This is a genomic window from Psychroflexus sp. ALD_RP9, from assembly GCF_017311165.1.
Taxonomy (GTDB): domain Bacteria; phylum Bacteroidota; class Bacteroidia; order Flavobacteriales; family Flavobacteriaceae; genus Psychroflexus.
In genome coordinates, this window is sequence record NZ_CP062973.1 from 2,066,730 (window position 1) to 2,088,575 (window position 21,846).

Below are 21,846 nucleotides of genomic sequence, written 5' to 3' on the forward strand. Positions count from 1 at the left end.
CTTTATTTAAATGTGCTTAGAAATGTCTTTTATAGCTTTAGGAACTCCTGTTGAGGCTTTTTCAGTGTATATTCTAATTTTATCGTTGGCTTCAATTTGTGGTTGTGGGTCGATAAAATAAATTGGTGTTTCAGGCTTTTTGTAATTGATTAAGCTTGCAGCTGGATAAACTTGCATCGAAGTTCCTACAACTATAATGATATCGGCAACTTCAACCTGAGCTATGGCTTTTTCAAGCATTGGTACAGCTTCACCAAACCAAACGACATGTGGCCTGAGTTGGCTGCCTTTTTCACATGTATTTCCAATTTTTATATCTTCTGTCCAGTTATAAATCAAATTATCATCAATACTGCTTTTGGCTTTCATTAATTCGCCGTGAAGATGAATTATATTTTTGCTACCTGCACGTTCATGTAAATCATCTACATTTTGCGTGATGATATTAACATGGCATTTATTTTCAAGTTGAGCTAAAGCTAAATGGGCTGAGTTAGGCTTTACATTTTTGAGTTGTTTACGGCGTTGGTTATAAAAATCTAGCACAAGTTCAGGATTTTTCTTGAATGCTTCAGGCGTTGCCACTTGCATGACATCATGGCCTTCCCAAAGTCCATCATGGTCGCGAAAGGTTTTTACGCCACTTTCGGCACTCATACCAGCTCCTGTAAGTACGCAAATATTTAACATGTTTAACGATTAACTGCTCTATATTCTTCATAACAATCGCTGATGGCATCAAGTAGTTGTAAATCGTTAGCACTTCTAACAAAAGATTCTGAATAGTCACATTTTTTTAAAATGTCAACAATATCAACTTTGCTGATTTGTAAAACAGCAGATAATGTTTCCCGGTCAAATTTATCTTGCAGTAAGTCTCTAATGGCATTATCTTGTTTCATTTTACGTAGACGTTTCATCTGTTTTGGTTTTTTTCCAAAAACTTGATAAAGCAAATCAGCAGGATTTAAGATGGCATCTATGGTTCGAGAAATAGATGAGCTTTGGTAATTGCCGCCTTCATAGGCGTATTCTGTACCAGAAATTGAATATCTATAATTATCGTAAATTGGGATATTTTTTGCGTCTATTTCTAAGAAACCAGTAAGTTTAATGTCTTGTAATTTTACTTCTTCTAGAGCAATTGCAGACTCTGTCATTTTAATTTTAACATCACCAAAATCTATCCAATCTTGGGTAATACGAACTTGAATTGGTTTAAAGCCTAAATAAGAAAAATATAAGGTATCATTAACATGCGCTTTTATATTAAAACGCCCGTTTGAATTGGTAACTGTGCCTCTAACGGTGTTAATGTTGATAATATTTACGTTTTCAAGAATCTTGTCATTAGCGGCATTCATGACTGTACCTTTAATTGTTTCAAGTTTTGCGTTTAGTGAATCTTGGCTAAAACTTACTAATGGTAAAATAATTAAAAGGTAACGTAAATATTTCATATTTTAAAAATAAAGAAATCTTAATACGCAACGTATATGTCGTATTAAGATTTCGATAAAATTAACAATTACTGTTTTTTGCGTCGACGTTCAATTGATTTGTTTACGCTGCGATCTCTATTTCTGCCACCAGATTTAAAATCACGTTTTCCTGAACCTTTGCTGTTAGAATGACGCTTGTTAGAGCGTTTCCCTCTAAAACCTCCGCCAGATTTCTTTTTATCTTTCGTGATTTCAACATTAACATGTCTGCCAAATAGTTTAAAATCTTCAAATAAAGCTTTTACCTTTTCAACGTCGTCGTTTGGGACATTAAAAAATGAAAATGTGTTTTTAACGTCAACTCTTGCTACTGCATCGCGGCCTAAATCAAGTGTTTCTTTTAAAAAGTCTTTTAGAGACATCCAGTTGAAGCCATCTTTTTCACCGACATTTATAAAAAATCGTGTTTCATCACCATAATTTGCGCCACTGTTAGAACTGCGATCTTCAGAAGGATTTGCTAGATTAGGGGCGTTTTTATAGTAATTATGAAAACGTGTAAACTCAACTGAAAAGAATTTTTTTATCAAATCTTCTTTTGAAACATCTTCAAATTGAGATTCTAGTTGATCGACATAAGGATCTATATCGTGATTGATTTCAGTATTGTGAACTTCTTTAGCTAAATGTAGTAATTGAACTTTACAAATCTCATCACCAGAAGGTAACTCTTTTGCTTCAAAATTTTGCCCAATAATACGTTCAACTTGTTTAATTTTACGTATTTCACTTTTCGTGATAATTACCATCGAAGTACCTTCTTTACCTGCACGACCTGTACGACCGCTACGGTGTGTATAAGTTTCAATTTCGTCAGGTAATTGGTAATTGATAACATGTGTAATATCGTCTACATCAATTCCTCGGGCTGCTACGTCTGTAGCTACAAGCATTTGTATTGACTTTGATCGGAAGCTTTTCATAACCAAATCACGTTGATTTTGGCTTAAATCTCCGTGAATTGCTGAGGCTGAATAGCCATCTTCTATTAAACGTTCTGCTACTTTTTGAGTATCGCGTTTAGTTCTACAAAATACAACGGCATAAATATCAGGATTGGCATCTACCAAACGCTTCATTGCATTATATCTGTCACGACCAGCAACAATAAAATATTCGTGACTAACATTTTTAGTAGACACGTTTTTCTTACCAATGGTCACTTCTTTTGGGTTATGCATAAACTTTTTAGCAATTTGTGCAACCTCTTTTGGCATAGTTGCACTAAATAACCAGGTGTTTTTTGTGGCTGGTGAGTGTGATAAAATTTCTTTGATATCTTCAAAAAAGCCCATGTTAAGCATTTCATCAGCTTCATCTAAGATGCAAATATCTATTTTAGAAATATCAATGATGTTTCGACGAATCATATCTTTCATTCGTCCAGGTGTGGCTACAATAATTTGTGCTCCTTTTTTAATTTGTTTTGCTTGATCTGTGATACTCGCACCACCGTAAACTGCAACAGTGTTAAGGCTTTTGTAGTGCTTAGCATAAGATTTTAACTCATTTGTAATTTGTAAACAAAGCTCGCGAGTAGGCGACAAAATTAAACCTTGCGTGCTTTTGGAATTAAGATTAATGTTTTGAATTAATGGAAAGCCGAATGCAGCAGTTTTTCCTGTACCTGTTTGGGCTAGCGCAACCATATCAGTTGGCTCTTCAAGTAAAATAGGAATGGTTTTTTCCTGTACTTCACTTGGTGACTCAAACCCCATATCTTTTACTGCTTCTAAGATTTCTTGGCTTAAGCCTAATGATTCAAATGTATTCATATAAATTTTAAAAATAGCTGCAAAGATAGGTTTTAAATATGACAATTTAGCTATTGTAAGGTTAAGCCTTAATTTGAAGTTAAATATATTGATTTTTCAATGCTATATTTACTGTAACAAAATAATACCTTTAGCTACTAACAAGTTGAATTAAAATCTTTCGTGATTAAGCAACAAGAACATCAGTTTGTAGAGTTGTTAGAAACTCACCAAAATATCGTGCATAAAATATGCCGGCTTTACACCTATGATGAAAGTTCTCACAAGGATTTATTTCAAGAAATTACAGTTCAATTATGGAAAGCTTTTCCAAAGTTTAGAGGCGATGCCAAGTTTAGTACTTGGATGTATAGAGTAGCTTTGAATACGGCTATTACACTATATCGCAAGCGGAAAAGACGTGTTACCACGACTGATATTGACCAAGTGAATTTTAAAATCGCTTCGGAAGTTTATGATGACACGGTAGAAGAAAATTTAAAGTTGATGTACTCAGCTATAAAAGAATTAAATGATATTGATAAAGCCTTAGTGTTTTTATATCTAGAAGATAAAAACTATAAAGAAATCTCTGAAACACTTGGAATTACTGAAGTTAATGCAAGAGTGAAAATGAATCGTGTAAAAACCAAGTTAAAAAGAATTTTGAATCCCTAATTATGGACGAATTAGAATTATTAAAAAAACGCTGGCAATCTCAAGAATCAAGCTTGCCCAAATATAAATCGAAAGATATTTATAATATGCTTCATAAAAAATCGTCTTCAATCGTGAAGTGGATTTTTTTGATCAGTATTTTTGAATTCATATTCTGGATTGTCATAGAATTTATTGGCATGTCCCAAAGCGTAAATGATAGTATAAAAGAACTTGATTTACAAACCTTTTACAGAATCACTTTAGTGATTAATTACGTTGTTATTATTGCTTTTATCGTCAAGTTTTTTTACAATTATAGACAAATACAAACTACTGATACAGTAAAGAGTTTAATGAAAACTATAGTTAAAACTCGCCTAACTGTAAAATACTATGTTTGGTTTAATATCATCTTCTTTGCAATTACATTTATTGTTTCGGTTGTGGTCACCTTAAACCATCTCGACAACATCAATTTCCAGCATTTCTGGTTAAGTATACTTATCTCAATTGGTATTCTTGGTTTTATTATTTTAATTATTTGGGCTTTCTATCGCTTATTATATGGTATTTTGACCAAAAGGCTTTTAACCAATTATAAAAACTTGAAAAAAATTGAGCTTTAAACTTTAATTCAAATATTTTTTAAAATCTATCATCATGAATAAAATGTTATTAATCTTAGTTGTATGTAGTTCAGTTGTTTTTAACCTACAAGCACAATCTATAGAAAATGCTTTATTATGGAAAGTAAGTGGTAATGGTCTTGACGAAAATTCTTACTTGTATGGAACAATTCACTTAGCTTGCGAAGTCAAAATTTCTGAAGAAGTTAAAACTACTTTTGAAGCTACCAATCAACTTGCATTAGAAATTAATATGGCAGATCCAGCTATGATGACAACTATGATGCAGAATATGTACATGGCTGATGGCAAAACACTAGCCGATTTTACAACCGATCAAGAGCTGAAGCAGTTAGAAACTTTTTTTGAAGGCAAAGTGCCAGGAATGAGTTTTGCCATGATGCAAAACATTAAACCTTTCTTTTTGAGTTCTATGGCTATGACTAGTTTTTTAAGTTGTGCCAATCCTCAAGGTTACGATATGTATTTTCTGCAACAAGCCAAACAAGCTGATAAAGCAATTATTGGATTAGAAACTCTTGAAGACCAATTAAACATAATAGACAAAGTGCCTTATGAAAATCAAGTTGATGATTTGTTACTTATGGCTAATGAAAGCTTAGCCAGTAATAAAAAAATGTTTCAAGATATGTTAGATTTTTATGAGGCTAAAGATTTGCAAGGCTTAATGAATTTTATGAACAAGCAAGAATCTTCTATGAATTTATATGCAGAAGACTTTTTAGATCATCGAAATAAAAAATGGATTTCAGTCATCACAGAAGTTGCTAAAGAAAAATCAACCTTTTTCGCTTTTGGAGCTGCTCATTTAGCAGGTGAAAATGGCGTCGTTAATTTACTTAGAAAAGCTGGATTTACAGTTGAAGCAATACAGTAATCACTTAATTTTTAGCACTATAACGTCGTTTTTCATTAAGTGCTTCAATTGCTTCTAATTCTTCTTGTGGAATTACTTTTAACAATGATGGATGCTGCTCAATAGCATATTCAATTTTTTCAACAATTTGATTGATGCTTTCATTATCGTAATCAATTTCTAAAGGCTGTTTAATCACCATTGATTGTAAGATATTTCTTTTTTTGATGCGAATACCTTTTCTATCAAAAGATCGTCTAAAGCCATCGATTACAATAGGTACTACAACCGGCTTGTAGCGTTTTATAATGTGAGCTGTTCCTTTTCTGATAGGTTTCCAAGGTTTCGTAGTGCCTTGCGGAAATGTTACCACCCAACCATCATCTAGAGCTTTACCAATATTGCTAATATCGCTCATTTTTACTTGTCGGTTAACATCTTGTCCAGCAGCACGCCAAGTCCTATCGATGCTAACTGAACCTGCATAAGCAAGCACTTTTGGTAATAATCCACCTTTCATAGTTTCGCGCGCAGCGACATAATACATATTTAATTTGGGATTCCACAAATAACCAACATTTTTAATGCTATCCTCACGGCCACTTAAACTAGCATTAAATACATGATACATAGCAACTACATCAGCAAAGTAAGTTTGATGGTTAGAAATAAACAACACATTTGTATCTGGTAAATCCCTTAGTACTTGGGAACCTTCAATATGCAAGTCATTAAAACCTCTGTAACGTCTATGCGTTAAACCGCCCATAATCCTTATGAGCCATTTTTTTAAGAATAAATAATGTCCAAACGGATTTTTTTTAAATAAACCCATATTTTCACAAATTAGACCAGCAAATATACACTGTTTTAGCTCTAAGCCGAATCAAATTAACGATTTTAAACACTTTTGTTTGCTAACCCATTTAGCATAAGTGATTTAATTTCGGCGAGCATCATTGCAGTTGCACCCCAAACAATTCGATTATTAAAATTAAAAGCATTAACCATCATTTTTTTAGCATATGAGGCCGATACTTCAGCTTTAACCTCATTTATAGGATTTAAACAATCAGCTAGTAAAATGCTGTAAACGCTTTCTACTTCAGTTTCTTGTAGGGAAAATTGTGGCTGTTGATCAAGAAAGCCAAGAAAAGGGTATACAATAAAATTAGAAGGTGGAATATAAAGCTTAGTTAGAGGTCTAACTAGCTTAACAGTTGAAGTTTTTACGCCAATTTCTTCTTCGGTTTCTCTTAAAGCTGTCGCTAAATAATTGGCGTCTTCTTTTTCTACTTTTCCGCCTGGAAAGGCAATTTGATTTGAGTGAACACCAGAATTAGACTTTCGCTGTATGAAAACCATTTTCATGGCATTAGTTTCGTCAGGATAAACCAAAGCCATAACTGCAGATTCTTTGGCGTCTAAACTATTATAGTTGATGCTTTCAAGTTCTTTACGCCTACTAAATGGAGCCATTTTAATCTGTGCAGAAAGTCCAGGAAGTTCATTTTTTTGTAATTTTGGTACTAAATTTTTAAACGATGAGAATTGCATTAATTAGTTTAATTAGCATTATTGCTTTAGGATGTCAGCAAGATACAAATAAATCTGAAAGCAAATTAAACCTTAAAAAAGAAACTAATAGCATCATTAAAAAAACAACAGAAGAAGAAGTGGTTATCCCTTCAGCTGGAGATGCTGATATTAATTTATCTAAGGTTAAAACAATTACACAAGAAGAACTCATGCCTTTTTTGCAAGATTATTTCAAGAAAAACAATCAACGTATGTTTGTTATTGAAACACGTTTTGGCAACATCAAGATTAAGCTGTATAATGATACTCCGCTTCATACCGCAAATTTTGCGCGTTTAGTTGAGCTTGATTATTTCAATACCACTTTTTTTCATCGGGTCTCAAACAACTTTGTAATTCAAGGTGGAAATAGTGATAAAATTGTGACGCATAAATTCAGAAATAAGATTGGTGAGTTTTTAATTCCTAATGAATATAAACCTCAGCATAATCATGTTTATGGTGTTGTTTCTGCTGCTAAGTTTACTGAACAAAACGTAAGTAATGCATCGTCACCATTTGAATTTTTTATTGTAACTGCAAAAAATGGTGCACCGCACTTAGATAAAAAACACACGGTTTTCGGTGAAGTTGTTAGCGGGATGGATGTTGTACAAGAAATTTCTAAAGTTGAGGTTGATGATAGTGAATGGCCAAGACAAAATATTGGTATTGATATTAAGCCTGCTAATTAACCTGAGATCATTACCAATAATCTTCAATATTTTCTTCTTTCTTATAGATGCTTGGTAAGGAAATTTTAAAAACAACAGCTGCTAAACGAACTAAAATCACAACAACTCCGGCAATGATAAAAATTAGACCTTTCGGTACATTAAGTTCAAGGAGTAAAAAATAACTCAAGCCGCCTAAAATGCAGGCGGTTGCGTAAACTTCTTTTCTAAAAATAACAGGAATTTCATTACATAAAGTATCTCTTATAACGCCACCAAAGCATGCACTCATTGTGCCAATTGCAATGCATATTTCAGCCGAAAACCCATAATTTATTCCTTTTTCAACACCAACAACAGTGTATAAACCAATACCTAAAGTATCAAACAAGAAGAGTGATTTCCGCATATAGGCCAGTTTTTTCCTAAAAATAACCGCTAATATTGTGGTGATTAAAATTACATAAACATAAATCATCTCCTGCATCCACATCACTTCAGAGCCAATTAAAACATCTCTAATTGTTCCGCCACCAACTGATGTTACAAAAGCTATAATTAAAATGCCAAAGGCATCCATGCGTTTTTTTAGCGATGATAAAACTCCAGATATAGAGAATGTAATTACGCCTAGAATATCAACAAGTAAGATATAATCCATTATTTTTGTGCGTAATAGTTATAATCTTTAATAAGTGTCTCTATAAATGTTATAGGTTTTTCTTTTGCTTTTACATTTAATTTGCGTTCTAAGGTTTTTGCTAGATGTAAAATTACATTGTGCTTAGAATTGAGCTTTGCATCTTTAAAAATAGAATTAATCTGACGCATTTCAGCATCATCAATAATGCTCACTTGTGGGTAAGCAGGCGAGTAGTTGTCAGGAATTTCAGTTGCCATTGTTTTAAGTAGTGAAGATTTTCTACGTTCACTAATAACTGTTGTTTTTGCAGCAATATCGCCCAATCGCTGACCTTTACCATTAATTAAAACAGTTAAAACCGCGACTGAAACGCCTGTTAAACTTAAATCAATTGTACGTAAGAGCCATCTTATTAAATATGCTGAAAATTTGGGTTTTGAGCCATCAAGCATTACAACGCGAATGTTCATGGCCATTTTACCAAGGCTTTGGCCATTTAAAAAAACTTCCATCAATAAATGATATAACAAAAATGGTAATGTTATAACTAAACCACTTGCCCAAGTTTCAAAAGGTGAGATGTTCATACCACCTAAAATCAAAACCACAGTCGTGATATATGCAATTAATATTAAATAATCAATAAGGTAAGCAATTCCTCGGCTAAGTACTGATGCCGCGTTTTGTGTAATTCTAACATTTTGTGCTGTTTCTATTTGATAGTTATCCATGAATTATGTTTCTTTGAAAAAAATCTACCGATGCGTGAGGCGGCATTCATAAAACAAAATAAGAACAATTGGATAAAATTTGAAAGCCTTCTGCAAAATTATTCTGAAATTGATGCTGAAGTTTTATCAGATTTGTACATCAAACTCACTGATGACCTTAGTTATGCCCAAACCTTTTATAAAGGTAGTGAAACTCACAAATATCTAAATGAGCTTTCAGTTGCAGCTCATCAAAAAATCTATAAAAACAAGCGTGAATCACGAAATAAATTTTATCAGTTTTATTTTGTAGAGTTCCCACTGATGTTTTATCAATACCAAAAGCAGCTTTTATTTAGCTTTGTAGTTTTTGCTTTTTTTGTTGCAGTTGGTGCATTTTCTGCAGCTAATGATAGTGATTTTGTTCGCCTAATTTTGGGTGACGCTTATGTGAACCAAACTATCGCCAATATAGAAAGTGGCGACCCAATGGCTATTTACAAAAAGTCAAATCAAGTTGATATGTTTTTAGGAATAACGATCAATAATATTAGGGTTTCGCTTACAGCTTTTACTTTAGGCGTATTGCTCGGTCTGGGAACACTTTACATTGTTATACAAAATGCTGTGATGTTAGGTTCGTTTCAATTCTTTTTTTATGAAAAAGGCTTGCTATGGGAATCGGCCAGAACAATCTGGATTCATGGTACAATTGAAATTTCAGTAATTATATTAGGTGCTTGTGCTGGATTTGTGGTTGGCCAAAGCATATTAATGCCTAGAACTTATACGCGTTTACAGTCCTTTATTAATGGTGCTAAAGATGGACTTAAAATTGTAATTAGTACAGTACCTTTTTTTATTATCGCTGGTTTTTTAGAAGGCTTTGTGACCAGACTTACTGAAATGCCTGACTGGTTGGCGATTTTAATTATTTTAAGTTCTTTGGGATTAATTATTTATTATTACGTTATTTTACCAATTCAAGTTAACAAAGCTCATGAGACAAAATTTACAATTCAAGAAAAGTAGAGATTTAGGTGAAATTATCACCGATACATTTACCTTTTTAAGGCATCATTACAAAAGTTTTTTTACTGTGTTTTTTAAACATGTTGGGCCTTTGATATTATTAACCACGCTTTTATCTGCTTATTTACAATATTCTGCTACTGGTTTAGTTACCGATTTTGGTGGTGGTAGTTCACTTTCAGCTTCTGCAAGTTTAGATGTAATGAATTATATAGCAGAATTTTCAATTGTTGGATTATTAAACATATTAGCAGCAGTAGTTACTTACGCAGTAAGTATTTCATGTGTTTTATATTGTATAAAATCTGTAGTTGACCATGGTGAAATACAAGAAATTGAAGTTGTACAGCAAATGCGACAAAAATTTTGGGCTTTTATAGGTGCAAGTATTTTAGTTTTTTTATCGGTGATGATTGGCGCTATATTTTGTGTAATTCCTGGGGTTTATTTAGGGATTACTTTGTCTATCATATTTTCAGTAATGGTATTTAAGGACATGCCAGTTATAGATGCGTATTCTTATTGTTTTCAATTGATCAAGCAAAACTGGTGGATGACCTTTTTAACTTTAATTGTTATTGGCTTATTAGTAGGTATTGCTGGCACTATTTTTCAACTACCTATGATAATTATGGGAGTGATTGAAGGTGTAAGTTCAGTGCAATCTGGTGGTGAACCTGATGTGTACTTTGGTGACAACTGGTTGTATATGTCATTTTTTGTAATTTCAACAATTGCTAGTTATGCGCTTCAAGTAATTACAATTATTTCAACAGCATTGATATACTTCAATTTAGACGAATTTCACAATAATACAGGTCAATTAGAACAAATTGAAGAATTAGGTGCATAAACTTCTCCTGTACATATTTAGTTGCTTAATATTTCAACTTTCGGTTGCTAGTCAAGTTGATTCAACTTCTGCTGAACAACAAGAATTGATCTATGACGATTCTGAATCAAGTTCGATTGAAGTGTTTGAACCAAATTTTAAGGAAACTTATCTTGATCAAGATGCGTTTAATTACACTGAAGTTGCTTATAAAGAAAGCTCTTGGCAGAGTTTTAAAAACTGGTTAAATTTAAAATGGAATGAATTTTTAGAATGGTTACTTCCAAAAGCTTCAAAAAGTAGTTTTTGGGATATTTTGGGTACAATATTAAAGTTCTTACTAATTATAGGTATAATTACACTAATTATTTGGTTGTTTATCAAGTATAATCCGGGTCAAAGTTTTGTAAACTCATCTAATAATTCAGAATTAAATTGGACAGAAGACGACTATTTAATTCAGAAAGAAGATTTAACCCAACTTATTACTCAAGCTAAAACTGAAGAAGATTTTAGGTTAGCAACACGATATTATTTTCTTGAAACATTAAAGCGTTTAAAAAATGCAGATTTAATAAAATATGAAGCCGAAAAAACTAACGCTTCTTATATAAAGGAATTATCAGGTAATAATTTAAACTCATGCTTTGCTGAAGCTGTTCGGTTTTATGAGTACGTTTGGTATGGAGATTTTGAGATTAACAACAGCCAGTTTAACCAAGTTGAAGCTTTATTTGTGAAGATGTTCAATCAACTAAAGCCTAAAGCTCATGCCTAGATCAATTAAAATTTTTTTAGCAGCTATTTTTGGCGTTGTTTTGGTAGTTATGTACCTAGAGTATACAGCACCAAAACCTTTAGATTGGACGCCTGACTATTCACGTAACTCGAATTTACCTTTAGGTACTCAAGTTCTTTTTGAGCAACTCAACAACAATAAAGAAGTTAAACTTAAACTTAACAGCAGACCACCTATTGAGTCTCTTGGAGAAGACTCTATTAGTCTAAATCAAAATTTTATTTTTATAAATAATTATTTGCCTTTTTCTGGAACAGAATTAGACTCTTTGTTGAATTGGGTTAGTTCTGGAAAACAAGCCTTTGTTTCTACTTATTATGCACAAACCTTATTTGATAGTTTAGGGTTAAAAACCACCAATTTAGTTTTAAACGATCGCATTAATTATAAGCCAGAATATCAGCTTTACAATAAAAATCGTGCAACTTCAGATTTGAGTAAATTTAATAAAGCAAGAAATTATTATCATCATTTTAAAGAGTTAGATACTTTAAACACAGTTGTTCTCGGTTACATGCAGCCAGAAAATTCTGCAGAATTAAAACAAGTTAATTTTGTTAAAGTAAATTATGGTCAAGGTGAGTTTTTTGTTCATTTAGCACCAGAAATTTTCTCTAATTATTTTATACTTGATAAAACAAATTCAGTCTATACTTCAAAAGTTTTAAATTACTTAGATTTTGAAAAACCATTAGTTTGGGACGCTTATTATAAAACTGGTCGTGAGCGTATTTCAAGTCCGCTATATTATTTGCTCACAACACCAAGTTTAAAATGGGCTTACTACACCTTACTAGTTTGTTTAGTACTTTTTATCATATTTGAAGGTAAGCGCAAACAAAAACCTATAAAAGTAGTTAAGCCTTTGCAAAATAAATCTTACGAGTACGTACAAACCATTTCAGGAATGTATCTTGATAAAAAAGCTCATCATAAAATGGCTTTAAAAATGATTGATTTATTTTTAGCAAAAATCCGTCAAGATTTTCATTTACAAACTCAAGATATTAATGCTCAATTTATTTCACAATTAGCACACAAACTTGATACAGATGAAGAAGAAGCGACTGCGTTTATGAAAAAAATAGACCGTATAAAACGCAAAAATCAATTATCAAAATCAGAATTAATCGAATTAGAACAAGAGATTTCAAAGTTATTAAATCATGGATAAATCACAAGACAACACATCAAATCAGCACCTCAACAATAGCGATGACGATCAATTAAGTACATCACAAAACCATAATCAAGAAGTTGAAGCTAATGAATCTTCTACAGATTTTGAATCGCGAATCCCACTAGATCAGCTTAAGCAGAGTGTTCAAGATATCAAAACAGAGCTTCAAAATCTCATTGTAGGTCAGCACGATTTTATAGAGTTACTAATTGTTAGTTTACTTGCTAATGGTCATGTTTTAATCGAAGGAGTTCCAGGAATTGCCAAAACAATTACCTCTAAGTTGTTTGCTAAAACGATCAGCACTCGTTTTAACCGTATACAATTCACACCCGATTTAATGCCAAGTGATGTTTTAGGAACTTCAATTTATAATAAGGCCAGCCAATCTTTTGAATTTAAAAAAGGCCCTATTTTTTCAAACATTGTATTAATTGACGAAATTAACCGAGCACCAGCTAAAACACAGTCGGCTTTATTTGAAGTGATGGAAGAATACCAAATCACCATGGATGGCCGACAGCATAATTTCGAGCAACCTTTTATGGTAATTGCCACTCAAAACCCTATTGAACAAGAAGGAACTTATGCACTGCCAGAGGCACAATTAGACCGATTTTTATTTAAAATTAAGATAACTTACCCTAATTTAGAAGAAGAAAAAGAGGTATTAAAATTACACCATTTACGAAAAGCTCAATCAGCTATTGATATTATTAAAGAAGTTTTAAAGCCTAATGATTTACTAGGCTATCGCGATTTAATAAACAATATTATATTTGAAGATAAGTTATTTGATTATATCGCACAGATTATTAATGAAACACGTCAACATCCGCATTTAAGCTTAGGCGCTTCACCAAGAGCATCACTTGCTATAATGAAGGTTTCTAAAGTTTTTGCAGCGATTCAAGGACGTGATTTTGTAACGCCTGATGACATAAAACAAGCCTTAAATCCAGTGTTAAATCATAGAATTGTGTTAACACCAGAAAAGGAAATGGAAGGCTTACAAACCGAAGATGTTGTTGATATGATTGTGAAATCTGTAGAAATTCCGCGCTAGTGATTTCATTCTTTAAATCTTTATTTTTTGGACAACGTTTGTTTCAAAGCTTGATAGTAATTGCGGCCTTGTTTTTACTATCACAATGGATACAAATATTGTACTTACCAACATGGATTTTACTTATAGCACTTGTTTTTTTAGTATTAACTGAAGGTATTGCGTTATACAAATCAACTTCATTTAAGGCTGAACGTATATTAACAGAAAAGTTTTCTAATTCTGACGAAAATCCAGTTACGATAAAGCTTAAAAACTCTTATAGCTTTAACGTGAATATTGAGGTGATTGACGAAATCCCTATCCAATTTCAAAAACGTGATTTCCAGAGAAACTTCAGCCTAAACGCTAATTCAAGCACTCATTTTTCTTACACTTTAACACCAAAACAAAGAGGTGAATATCATTTTGGTGCAGTACATTGTTTTATTTCAACTGTTTTAAAATTGGTAAAACGCCGCTACAGTTTTAGTCAAAATCAAATGGTAAAGGTGTATCCTTCCTATATTCAAATGCAAGCCTTAGCCTTTTTAGCACTTGATCGCCAAAGTGAAATTGGTTTAAAAAAAGTGCGTAGAATAGGGCATACCTTAGAGTTTGAACAAATAAAAGATTATGTATTAGGTGATGATATGCGAACAATTAATTGGAAGGCCACAGCTAAACGTGACCAGTTGATGGTTAATCAATATCAAGATGAACGGTCGCAACCTATTTACAATATTATAGATCGAAGCCGATTAATGAAAATGCCTTTTAAAGGTTTAACTTTGCTTGATTATGCCATAAACTCTACTTTAGCCTTTAGTAATATCGCTCTAAAAAAGAACGATAAAGTTGGTTTGTTAAGCTTTGCTGAATCAATTAAAGATTTTACTAAAGCTACCGATAAATCTTCGCAATTACGTATTATTTTAAATCGTTTATACAATATAAATACACAATTTTTAGACCCTGATTTTAATCGCTTATATGCTCATGTAAAAACTTATATTAGCCAGCGAAGTTTATTGTTGCTTTACACTAATTTTGAGCACATGAGCAGTCTTGAACGCCAATTGCCCTATCTACGCGCTTTATCTAAAAAACACGTATTAGTAGTGGTTTTGTTTGAAAATACAGAAATTACTCAACTTGCTAATTCTAAAACAACTAACATTACCAGTGTTTATGAAAAAACTATTGCGCAACAATTTAATTATGAAAAACAATTGATGCGTAAAGCTTTATTGGCAAATGGCATACAAAGCATTTTGACAAAGCCTAAAGATTTATCGGTAAATACAATTAATAAATATCTAGAAATTAAAGCAAAAGGACTACTTTAATGAAACTTATTTTTGCCACCCATAACTCAAATAAAGTTAGTGAAATTCAAGCCATCTTACCTAGCGGAATTGAACTAGTTTCACTTAAAGATCTTGATGATCATGATGAAATTGAAGAAACAGCATCTACTATTGAAGGTAATGCTAAGCTAAAGGTTGAAGCCATTGCAAATAAATACAACTACCCCTGTTTTGCTGATGATACAGGTTTAGAAGTAGCTGCTCTAAATGGCGAGCCAGGTGTAAAGTCTGCCCGATATGCAGGTGAAACCAAAGATAGTCAAGCTAATATGAAAAAGTTATTAAGCAATTTGACCGACAAATCCAATCGTAAGGCTCAATTTAAAACGGTGATTGCTTATAAATCAACAGGTGGTCAAGCATTAACTTTTGAAGGGATTTGCAAGGGTGAAATTTTAAAATCGGCTAGAGGTGAAGGCGGTTTTGGGTATGACCCTATATTTCAACCAAGTGGTTACACACAATCATTTGCCGAAATGACAGCTAAAGAAAAACACTTTATCAGTCATCGGGGATTGGCTTTTAAAAAGTTTATTAAGTTTTTAAGTGAGTCTCATAAAAACAAAACGCTTTAACTTGGATGTTAAAGCGTTTATTTAAAAGTGTTTATTAGTCTACCTAAATATGTAAGTGTCTTCTTGACCAGCACTATTTTTAAATGTTATGATTAGCGGTTGATTATTAGAAGTTTGCAAAATTTGTTTAACTTCAGAAATAGAATTGACTTTTCTTTTATTGATCTTTGTAATTAATAATCCTTCAAACATATTCAGTTTAGGGGATAAAGCCTTATCAATCATCACACCATTATCGCTATCAAAGGTTTTATATTCGTCTTTCTCAAGGTTTCTAATTTGTAAACCTAGTGGCTTAATGATGTAAGTTGAACTCATCATCAACTCAACTGAAGTTTTCTTTTGTTTTCCATTTCTTAAATAGGTCACTTCCACAATATCACCAGGATTTTTAGAATTTAAATAGCCTTTTAAATCTGTGAATTTTCTTATTTTTATTTGATCAATTTTTGTAATAATATCGCCTTTCTTAAGGCCAGCCTTTTTTGCAGATCCGTCTTTGGCAAAACCAGTAATGTAGTAACCTTGCGTGACGTCAATATTTAGCTCTTTGTAATTATTTTCATTGATATCGAGACCGCTTACACCTAAAAGCGCTTGTTTTATCGAGCCATATTCTATTAAATCGTCTATAATTTTTTTAGCATTATTACTTGGTATAGCAAATGAGTATCCGATATAAGATCCGGTTTTAGAAGTGATAGCAGTATTAATACCGATTAATTGTCCTTTTGCGTTGACTAAGGCTCCGCCACTATTTCCGGGATTCACAGCTGCATCTGTTTGAATGAATGATTGAAACAAATTATCATTCGGATTCAAGTCACGGGCTTTTGCACTAATTATTCCAGCGGTAACCGTAGATGTTAAGTTAAATGGATTGCCAATGGCTAAAACCCATTCACCAACTTCAACTGCATTTGAGTCTCCAAAGCTTAAATAATTTAAGTTGTCACGATCAATTTTTAGAAGCGCAATATCATATTCGGGTGCCGTGCCTATAATTTTTGCTTTAAAAGTTTCGTTGTTATTTAAGGTTACATCCACTTCAGTTGCGCCATCAATAACATGGTTATTTGTTACAATATAACCATCAGGACTTATAATAACGCCGCTTCCAGCGCCTCGAATGTATTTTCTTGGTTCGTCATTATAACCATAACCAAATCCCCAAAAACCTTTAGACTGTGTTACCGTTACATTTTTAACGTGAACAACAGCATCTAAACTTGTTTTAGCCGCTGCAGTAAAGTCAGTTTCTTCAGCAGCATAATTAGCCCTAAAATTTACAGGAAAACTTGTCTGTTGTGAAGTCGATTGAGTTTCATTGAGGTTTAAAGAATTAGTATTCAGGGTTTTTGATACTGAATAATGGTAAATCCCAATACTTAATGTACTCACTATAATTGTGATGACAATTAATTTTATTGCTTCTTTCATGTTAGTCAATTTTATTTCAAATTTTTAAAAATTACACATATCGTCAATCTTATTTAACGTCTATTTAACCCACGAAAAATTGGTCTATTTTTCTATATTTGTAGGCTATGCAAATCAGTTTTTATAAATATCATGGTGCTGGAAACGATTTTGTCATGATTGACAATCGCACCAATAATTTCAAAAATGATACCAAATTAATCAAGTGGTTATGCGACCGCCGATTTGGTATTGGCGGTGACGGTTTGATACTGCTTGAAGAGTCTAACCAAGTTGAAGCTCATTTTAAGATGATTTATTTTAATGCCGATGGTCGTGAAAGCACAATGTGTGGTAATGGTGGTAGATGTATTGTTGCTTTTGCTCAATTTTTAGGTATTATTGATCATGAGTGTATATTTGAAGCGATTGATGGTTTGCATGAAGCTAATGTTGAAGGTGATACTGTCAATTTAAAAATGATTGATGTAGACGATATAACACAATCTTCTCAAGATTGTTTTCTTGATACTGGGTCACCACACCATGTACAGTTCGTAGATAACTTAGATGCTGTAGATATTGAAAAACAGGGATCAAAAATTCGTTTTGATGATAGATATAAAACAATTGGTGGAGCTAACATCAACTTTGTTGAAGTGAGAAATTCTGATTTGAATATTCGCACTTATGAACGCGGAGTAGAAGCTGAAACTTTGGCTTGTGGTACAGGAATCACTGCGGCAGCAATTGCAGCTGCGTTAACGTACGATATTGAATCGCCAATTAATGTTAAAGCTATTGGTGGTGGCTTGTCGGTAAGTTTTAGACGTCAAGCATCAAAATTTAACGATGTTTGGTTAAAAGGACCAGCAAAACAGGTTTTTAAAGGAATAATAGATGTTAAATAATTCAGCTATTAAACTACGTGCTTTAGAGCCAGATGATTTAGATTTTTTATTTTCTATTGAAAATCAAACAGAATATTGGCATTTAAGTGACACCTTACAGCCTTTTTCAAAACATTTTTTACAACAATATCTAGAGCATGCTCATCTTGATATTTATGAAGCAAAGCAACTACGCTTGGTTATTGCTGACCCCAAAGACTGTCCTATTGGCTTAATTGATTTGTATGATTTTAACCCAAAGCATAAGCGTGCTGGACTTGGTATTATTTTAGATCAAAACTATCAAGGTAAAGGTTATGGTAAAACCGCCATTAACTTAATGCTAAATTATGCATTTGACACTTTAGACTTGCATCAAGTCTACGTTACGATTAATAGCGAAAACATTAACAGTATTAAATTATTTGAACTTTTAGGATTTCAACTCATAGGAGAACAAAAAGATTGGAATTATAGTAAAGGCCATTATTACTCACAATATTTTTATCAAAAAATAAACCATGTACATTAAAAAAATTCTAACCATTACCGCATTACTAGGTTTAGTTGCTTTAGGTATTTTTAGCTACTCCATCTATCAAATTATATTATCCCCGAATACATCATTTTCTAATGAAGAGCAATCAATTTACATCTCAGATCAAGCAGATTTTCAAACCTTAGTAGACTCTATTGCGCCGTATTTAGAATCGACAGAAGATTTTATTACAGTCGCTCAAAAAAAGCAATATCCTTCGAATATGAAATCTGGGCATTTCATTTTAAAGAATGGAATGAACAATAATGAAATCGTTAATACCCTTAGAAGCACTAACGTTCCTATTAATATCAATTTTAATAATCAGCACAACCTTACAGATTTATCGAAACGTTTGTCTGAACAACTCATGCCAGATCAAACTGAAATCCTTCAATCCCTGACCGATTCTATTTTTTTAGCTAAAAATGAGGTAACAGCTTTACAGTCATTAGCGTTTTATATTCCTAATACCTATGAGTTTTACTGGAATTCCTCTGCTGAAGAAATTCGTGACAGACTTCATCAACAGTACTTGAAATTTTGGACACCAGAACGTACTAAAAAACGAAAGGCTCTAAATCTAAGTCCTATTGAAATTTCTACCTTAGCTTCTATTGTACAAAAAGAAACGGCAAAAGTAGATGAACGTACAAAAGTAGCAGGTGTTTATATCAACCGATTAAGAAAAGGTATGAAGCTTCAGGCAGACCCAACTCTAATTTTTGCTTTAAAACAGAAATTAAATAATCGAGATACCATTATTAAACGTGTTTTAAACAAAGATAAATTAATAAATTCGCCATTTAATACCTATAAGTATTCAGGTTTACCACCTGCGCCAATTGCAATGCCAGATGTATCTTCTTTAGATGCGGTTTTAAATTATGAAGAACACGATTATCTCTATTTCGTCGCCGACGTAAAAAATATTGGCTACCATAAGTTTTCTAAAACTTTACGTCAACATAATCGTTACGCTAATGAATATAGAAATTGGATTAATAAACAAAAGATTTACAGATGAAATTAATTAAACTACTAAGTGTAATTGTTATTTTTACAGTTATACCATCAAATGCACAGAATACAGCAGAGGAAACAGTTAACGCTTTTTTTGAAGCTTTAAACGCTAAAGATGTTGCTAAGATAGAAAACTTATGTCTAGACAATCTAGTGTTGAATAGTCTTTCAGCCTCAGGTGAGTCAGCAAAGCTAAATCAACAAGATCTTGAAGGTTTCCTTCATTCATTAAAGCAAATGCCTGAAACCTTGAAAATTAAGGAAGTGATTACAAAAACCAAATCACGAGATGATGATTATATTGCGCACTTTTGGTTAGAGTATGAGTTTTACGTTAATGATAAACTATCACATGAAGGCGTTAATTCAATTACATTATTAAAAGGTGCAAATGGCTGGAAAATTTCAGCGATAACAGATACTCGAATTTCTGAAAAATAGCTTAACAATCGCTTAAGCTTACTTTGATAGCTAGACCACCTTCAGAAGTTTCTTTGTATTTAGTGTTCATGTCTTGAGCTGTTTCCCACATCGTTTCAATCACTTTGTCTAATGGAACTTTTGCTTTTGTAGCATCACTTTCAATAGCGATTTCGGCTGCATTAATTGCTTTTATGGCTCCCATAGCATTACGTTCAATACAAGGAATTTGAACCAAACCTGCAATTGGGTCACAGGTTAAACCTAAGTGATGTTCCATAGCTATTTCACTAGCCATAAGGACTTGTTCTGGTGTGCCACCCATTAATTCGGTTAAGCCACCTGCGGCCATCGCTGATGAAACACCAATTTCAGCTTGGCAACCACCCATAGCTGCAGAAATTGTGGCTCCTTTTTTAAATAAGCTACCAATTTCACCAGCTACAAGCATGAATCTTTTTAAATCTTCAAAACTTGCCTCGTGGTTCTCAATAGTCATATAATACATCATGACTGCAGGCAAAGTTCCAGAACTTCCATTAGTTGGTGCTGTTACAACGCGACCCAGAGAGGCGTTAACTTCATTTACTGCAATAGCAAAACAACTTACCCATTGTAGAATTTGTCTAAACTTAACCTCTTTTGTACGAATGGTTTCAAGCCACTCTTGTGGGTTAGAATAGGTATTGTATTTATTCTCAAGAAGTTTTTTATTCATTTTAACGGCACGTCGTGTAACATTTAAGCCGCCAGGTAGCTCGCCCTCAGTATGAGCTCCTATAAAAATTGATTCAAGCATGGCATTCCAAATTTGCCCTAATTTTTCATCAATTTCTTGATCTGTACGTAGTGAACGTTCGTTTTCTAATACAATTTCAGAAATTAATTTTTGTTCCTGTTGGCAAAAACTAAGTAAATCAGTGGCTTTTTCTATTGAAAACGGGAAACTCTTAAAGTCTTCGATATTTTGTTTTGCATTTTCACGCTCTTCTTTAACAACAAAACCACCGCCAATCGAGTAAAAGCTGGATGAAATTAATTTTCCATTTCTTAAACGCGCTTCATAGGTAATGCCATTAGGATGAAAATCTAAAAACTGCTTATGAAATATAATGTCTTGATCAAAGTTAAACGATATCGTTTGCGTTTTATCTAAAAAAAGTTGATTGCTCTTTTTAATAGCATCAATTTCTTGATTAATGATTGAAGTATCCATGGTTACAGGATCAAAACCACATAAGCCTAAAACACTCGCAATATCTGAGGCATGACCTTTACCTGTTAAAGAAAGCGAACCATATAAGTTAACTTGTAATCCTTCAACTTGGTCTAAAACATTATCTGATTTTAATTCTTCTATAAAACGTTCAGAAGCTCGCCAAGGACCAAGTGTATGCGAACTCGATGGTCCAACGCCAATTTTTAACATATCAAAAACGCTGATGCATTCAATTTTTTTCATAAATACCAAGCCTTGTTTAAATTGTATGCAAATATTCATATTTTTTTGTTCATACTATTCAAGATTCTATAAATTTTGAATACTCACTAAATCGTCTCAACTATATTTTAAAGTTCTGACTATGAGTACTTATGAGAATTATTGTCATTAATTGTGTCATGATGTCATGTAAAAAGAGATGGCATAAAGATTGACTTTAGTATATCGAATTTAAATTATAAACTAGAAAATAAACTA

General features: G+C 32.7%; 24 protein-coding genes. 15 read left to right on the forward strand and 9 right to left on the reverse strand.

Annotation, left to right across the window (positions count from 1 at the left end; translation table 11 throughout):
- Positions 1-6 precede the first annotated feature (6 nt).
- The 3 genes from IMZ30_RS09785 to IMZ30_RS09795 form a co-directional block, all read right to left on the reverse strand.
- Positions 7-690: an SIR2 family NAD-dependent protein deacylase gene (locus tag IMZ30_RS09785; RefSeq protein ID WP_207038124.1), complete on the reverse strand. Its 684-nt coding sequence runs from the start codon at positions 688-690 to the stop codon at positions 7-9.
- Positions 691-692: 2 nt separating this feature from the next.
- Positions 693-1,460 (reverse strand): carboxypeptidase-like regulatory domain-containing protein, encoded by a 768-nt coding sequence (locus tag IMZ30_RS09790; RefSeq protein ID WP_207038125.1) that lies wholly within the window; start codon positions 1,458-1,460, stop codon positions 693-695.
- Positions 1,461-1,528: 68 nt separating this feature from the next.
- Positions 1,529-3,277: a DEAD/DEAH box helicase gene (locus tag IMZ30_RS09795; protein ID WP_207038126.1), complete on the reverse strand. Its 1,749-nt coding sequence runs from the start codon at positions 3,275-3,277 to the stop codon at positions 1,529-1,531.
- 162 nt (positions 3,278-3,439) lie between these two features.
- Here IMZ30_RS09795 and IMZ30_RS09800 point away from each other — a divergent pair, with 162 nt between their 5' ends.
- Genes IMZ30_RS09800 through IMZ30_RS09810 form a run of 3 tightly spaced genes read left to right on the forward strand, consistent with a single transcriptional unit; the run spans position 3,440 to position 5,440 of the window.
- A complete protein-coding gene (locus IMZ30_RS09800) occupies positions 3,440-3,934 on the forward strand; it encodes an RNA polymerase sigma factor (RefSeq protein ID WP_207038127.1) in 495 nt (164 codons plus the stop codon).
- A 2-nt stretch (positions 3,935-3,936) separates the two neighbouring features.
- On the forward strand, positions 3,937-4,542 hold the full coding sequence (locus tag IMZ30_RS09805; protein WP_207038128.1) for a hypothetical protein: 606 nt from the start codon (positions 3,937-3,939) through the stop codon (positions 4,540-4,542).
- Positions 4,543-4,576: 34 nt separating this feature from the next.
- The gene (locus IMZ30_RS09810) at positions 4,577-5,440 is read left to right on the forward strand and encodes a TraB/GumN family protein (protein WP_207038129.1); all 864 of its coding nucleotides are present in this window, start codon (positions 4,577-4,579) and stop codon (positions 5,438-5,440) included.
- A gap of 4 nt (positions 5,441-5,444) precedes the next feature.
- Here IMZ30_RS09810 and IMZ30_RS09815 read toward each other — a convergent pair whose 3' ends face one another.
- The gene (locus IMZ30_RS09815; RefSeq protein ID WP_207038130.1) at positions 5,445-6,254 is read right to left on the reverse strand and encodes a lysophospholipid acyltransferase family protein; all 810 of its coding nucleotides are present in this window, start codon (positions 6,252-6,254) and stop codon (positions 5,445-5,447) included.
- Between the two features lie 65 nt (positions 6,255-6,319).
- Positions 6,320-6,976: an NUDIX hydrolase gene (locus tag IMZ30_RS09820; protein WP_207038131.1), complete on the reverse strand. Its 657-nt coding sequence runs from the start codon at positions 6,974-6,976 to the stop codon at positions 6,320-6,322.
- Between IMZ30_RS09820 and IMZ30_RS09825 the strand changes: the two genes are divergently transcribed.
- Positions 6,964-7,692 carry a peptidylprolyl isomerase gene (locus tag IMZ30_RS09825; protein WP_242529654.1) on the forward strand — a complete coding sequence of 243 codons (729 nt, stop codon included), beginning with the start codon at positions 6,964-6,966 and terminating at the stop codon, positions 7,690-7,692. The genes IMZ30_RS09820 and IMZ30_RS09825 overlap by 13 nt on opposite strands.
- Positions 7,693-7,702: 10 nt before the next feature.
- On the opposite strand, the gene IMZ30_RS09830 is transcribed toward IMZ30_RS09825, so the two are convergent.
- Both IMZ30_RS09830 and IMZ30_RS09835 read right to left on the reverse strand, forming a co-directional pair.
- Complete coding sequence (locus IMZ30_RS09830) at positions 7,703-8,332, reverse strand: trimeric intracellular cation channel family protein (RefSeq protein ID WP_207038132.1); 630 nt, start codon at positions 8,330-8,332, stop codon at positions 7,703-7,705.
- On the reverse strand, positions 8,332-9,045 hold the full coding sequence (locus IMZ30_RS09835; protein WP_207038133.1) for an RDD family protein: 714 nt from the start codon (positions 9,043-9,045) through the stop codon (positions 8,332-8,334). The genes IMZ30_RS09830 and IMZ30_RS09835 overlap by 1 nt, the downstream gene beginning before the upstream one ends.
- A gap of 30 nt (positions 9,046-9,075) precedes the next feature.
- On the opposite strand from IMZ30_RS09835, the gene IMZ30_RS09840 reads away from it, so the two are divergent.
- The 7 genes from IMZ30_RS09840 to IMZ30_RS09870 are packed head-to-tail and all read left to right on the forward strand — an operon-like array spanning position 9,076 to position 15,857.
- Positions 9,076-10,056: a stage II sporulation protein M gene (locus IMZ30_RS09840; RefSeq protein WP_207038134.1), complete on the forward strand. Its 981-nt coding sequence runs from the start codon at positions 9,076-9,078 to the stop codon at positions 10,054-10,056.
- Positions 10,025-10,909, forward strand: a complete 885-nt coding sequence (locus tag IMZ30_RS09845; protein WP_207038135.1) for a hypothetical protein — start codon at positions 10,025-10,027, stop codon at positions 10,907-10,909. Before IMZ30_RS09840 ends, IMZ30_RS09845 begins: the two co-directional genes overlap by 32 nt.
- Positions 10,902-11,666: a hypothetical protein gene (locus IMZ30_RS09850; protein ID WP_207038136.1), complete on the forward strand. Its 765-nt coding sequence runs from the start codon at positions 10,902-10,904 to the stop codon at positions 11,664-11,666. The genes IMZ30_RS09845 and IMZ30_RS09850 overlap by 8 nt, the downstream gene beginning before the upstream one ends.
- Positions 11,659-12,861, forward strand: a complete 1,203-nt coding sequence (locus tag IMZ30_RS09855) for a DUF4350 domain-containing protein (RefSeq protein ID WP_207038137.1) — start codon at positions 11,659-11,661, stop codon at positions 12,859-12,861. The genes IMZ30_RS09850 and IMZ30_RS09855 overlap by 8 nt, the downstream gene beginning before the upstream one ends.
- The gene (locus tag IMZ30_RS09860; protein WP_207038138.1) at positions 12,854-13,933 is read left to right on the forward strand and encodes an AAA family ATPase; all 1,080 of its coding nucleotides are present in this window, start codon (positions 12,854-12,856) and stop codon (positions 13,931-13,933) included. Before IMZ30_RS09855 ends, IMZ30_RS09860 begins: the two co-directional genes overlap by 8 nt.
- The gene (locus IMZ30_RS09865) at positions 13,933-15,261 is read left to right on the forward strand and encodes a DUF58 domain-containing protein (RefSeq protein WP_207038139.1); all 1,329 of its coding nucleotides are present in this window, start codon (positions 13,933-13,935) and stop codon (positions 15,259-15,261) included. Before IMZ30_RS09860 ends, IMZ30_RS09865 begins: the two co-directional genes overlap by 1 nt.
- The gene (locus IMZ30_RS09870; protein WP_207038140.1) at positions 15,261-15,857 is read left to right on the forward strand and encodes a non-canonical purine NTP diphosphatase; all 597 of its coding nucleotides are present in this window, start codon (positions 15,261-15,263) and stop codon (positions 15,855-15,857) included. Before IMZ30_RS09865 ends, IMZ30_RS09870 begins: the two co-directional genes overlap by 1 nt.
- Before the next feature lie 39 nt (positions 15,858-15,896).
- Here IMZ30_RS09870 and IMZ30_RS09875 read toward each other — a convergent pair whose 3' ends face one another.
- The gene (locus tag IMZ30_RS09875; protein ID WP_207038141.1) at positions 15,897-17,297 is read right to left on the reverse strand and encodes a S1C family serine protease; all 1,401 of its coding nucleotides are present in this window, start codon (positions 17,295-17,297) and stop codon (positions 15,897-15,899) included.
- A gap of 107 nt (positions 17,298-17,404) precedes the next feature.
- Between IMZ30_RS09875 and dapF the strand changes: the two genes are divergently transcribed.
- The 4 genes from dapF to IMZ30_RS09895 are packed head-to-tail and all read left to right on the forward strand — an operon-like array spanning position 17,405 to position 20,168.
- Complete coding sequence (gene dapF / locus IMZ30_RS09880; protein WP_207038142.1) at positions 17,405-18,187, forward strand: diaminopimelate epimerase; 783 nt, start codon at positions 17,405-17,407, stop codon at positions 18,185-18,187.
- Positions 18,177-18,698 carry a GNAT family N-acetyltransferase gene (locus IMZ30_RS09885; protein WP_207038143.1) on the forward strand — a complete coding sequence of 174 codons (522 nt, stop codon included), beginning with the start codon at positions 18,177-18,179 and terminating at the stop codon, positions 18,696-18,698. The genes dapF and IMZ30_RS09885 overlap by 11 nt, the downstream gene beginning before the upstream one ends.
- Positions 18,688-19,731: an endolytic transglycosylase MltG gene (mltG, locus tag IMZ30_RS09890; RefSeq protein WP_207038144.1), complete on the forward strand. Its 1,044-nt coding sequence runs from the start codon at positions 18,688-18,690 to the stop codon at positions 19,729-19,731. Before IMZ30_RS09885 ends, mltG begins: the two co-directional genes overlap by 11 nt.
- A complete protein-coding gene (locus IMZ30_RS09895) occupies positions 19,728-20,168 on the forward strand; it encodes a DUF4829 domain-containing protein (protein WP_207038145.1) in 441 nt (146 codons plus the stop codon). Before mltG ends, IMZ30_RS09895 begins: the two co-directional genes overlap by 4 nt.
- Position 20,169: 1 nt before the next feature.
- Here IMZ30_RS09895 and IMZ30_RS09900 read toward each other — a convergent pair whose 3' ends face one another.
- Positions 20,170-21,609 carry an L-serine ammonia-lyase gene (locus tag IMZ30_RS09900; protein WP_207038146.1) on the reverse strand — a complete coding sequence of 480 codons (1,440 nt, stop codon included), beginning with the start codon at positions 21,607-21,609 and terminating at the stop codon, positions 20,170-20,172.
- Between the last annotated feature and the right edge of the window lie 237 nt (positions 21,610-21,846).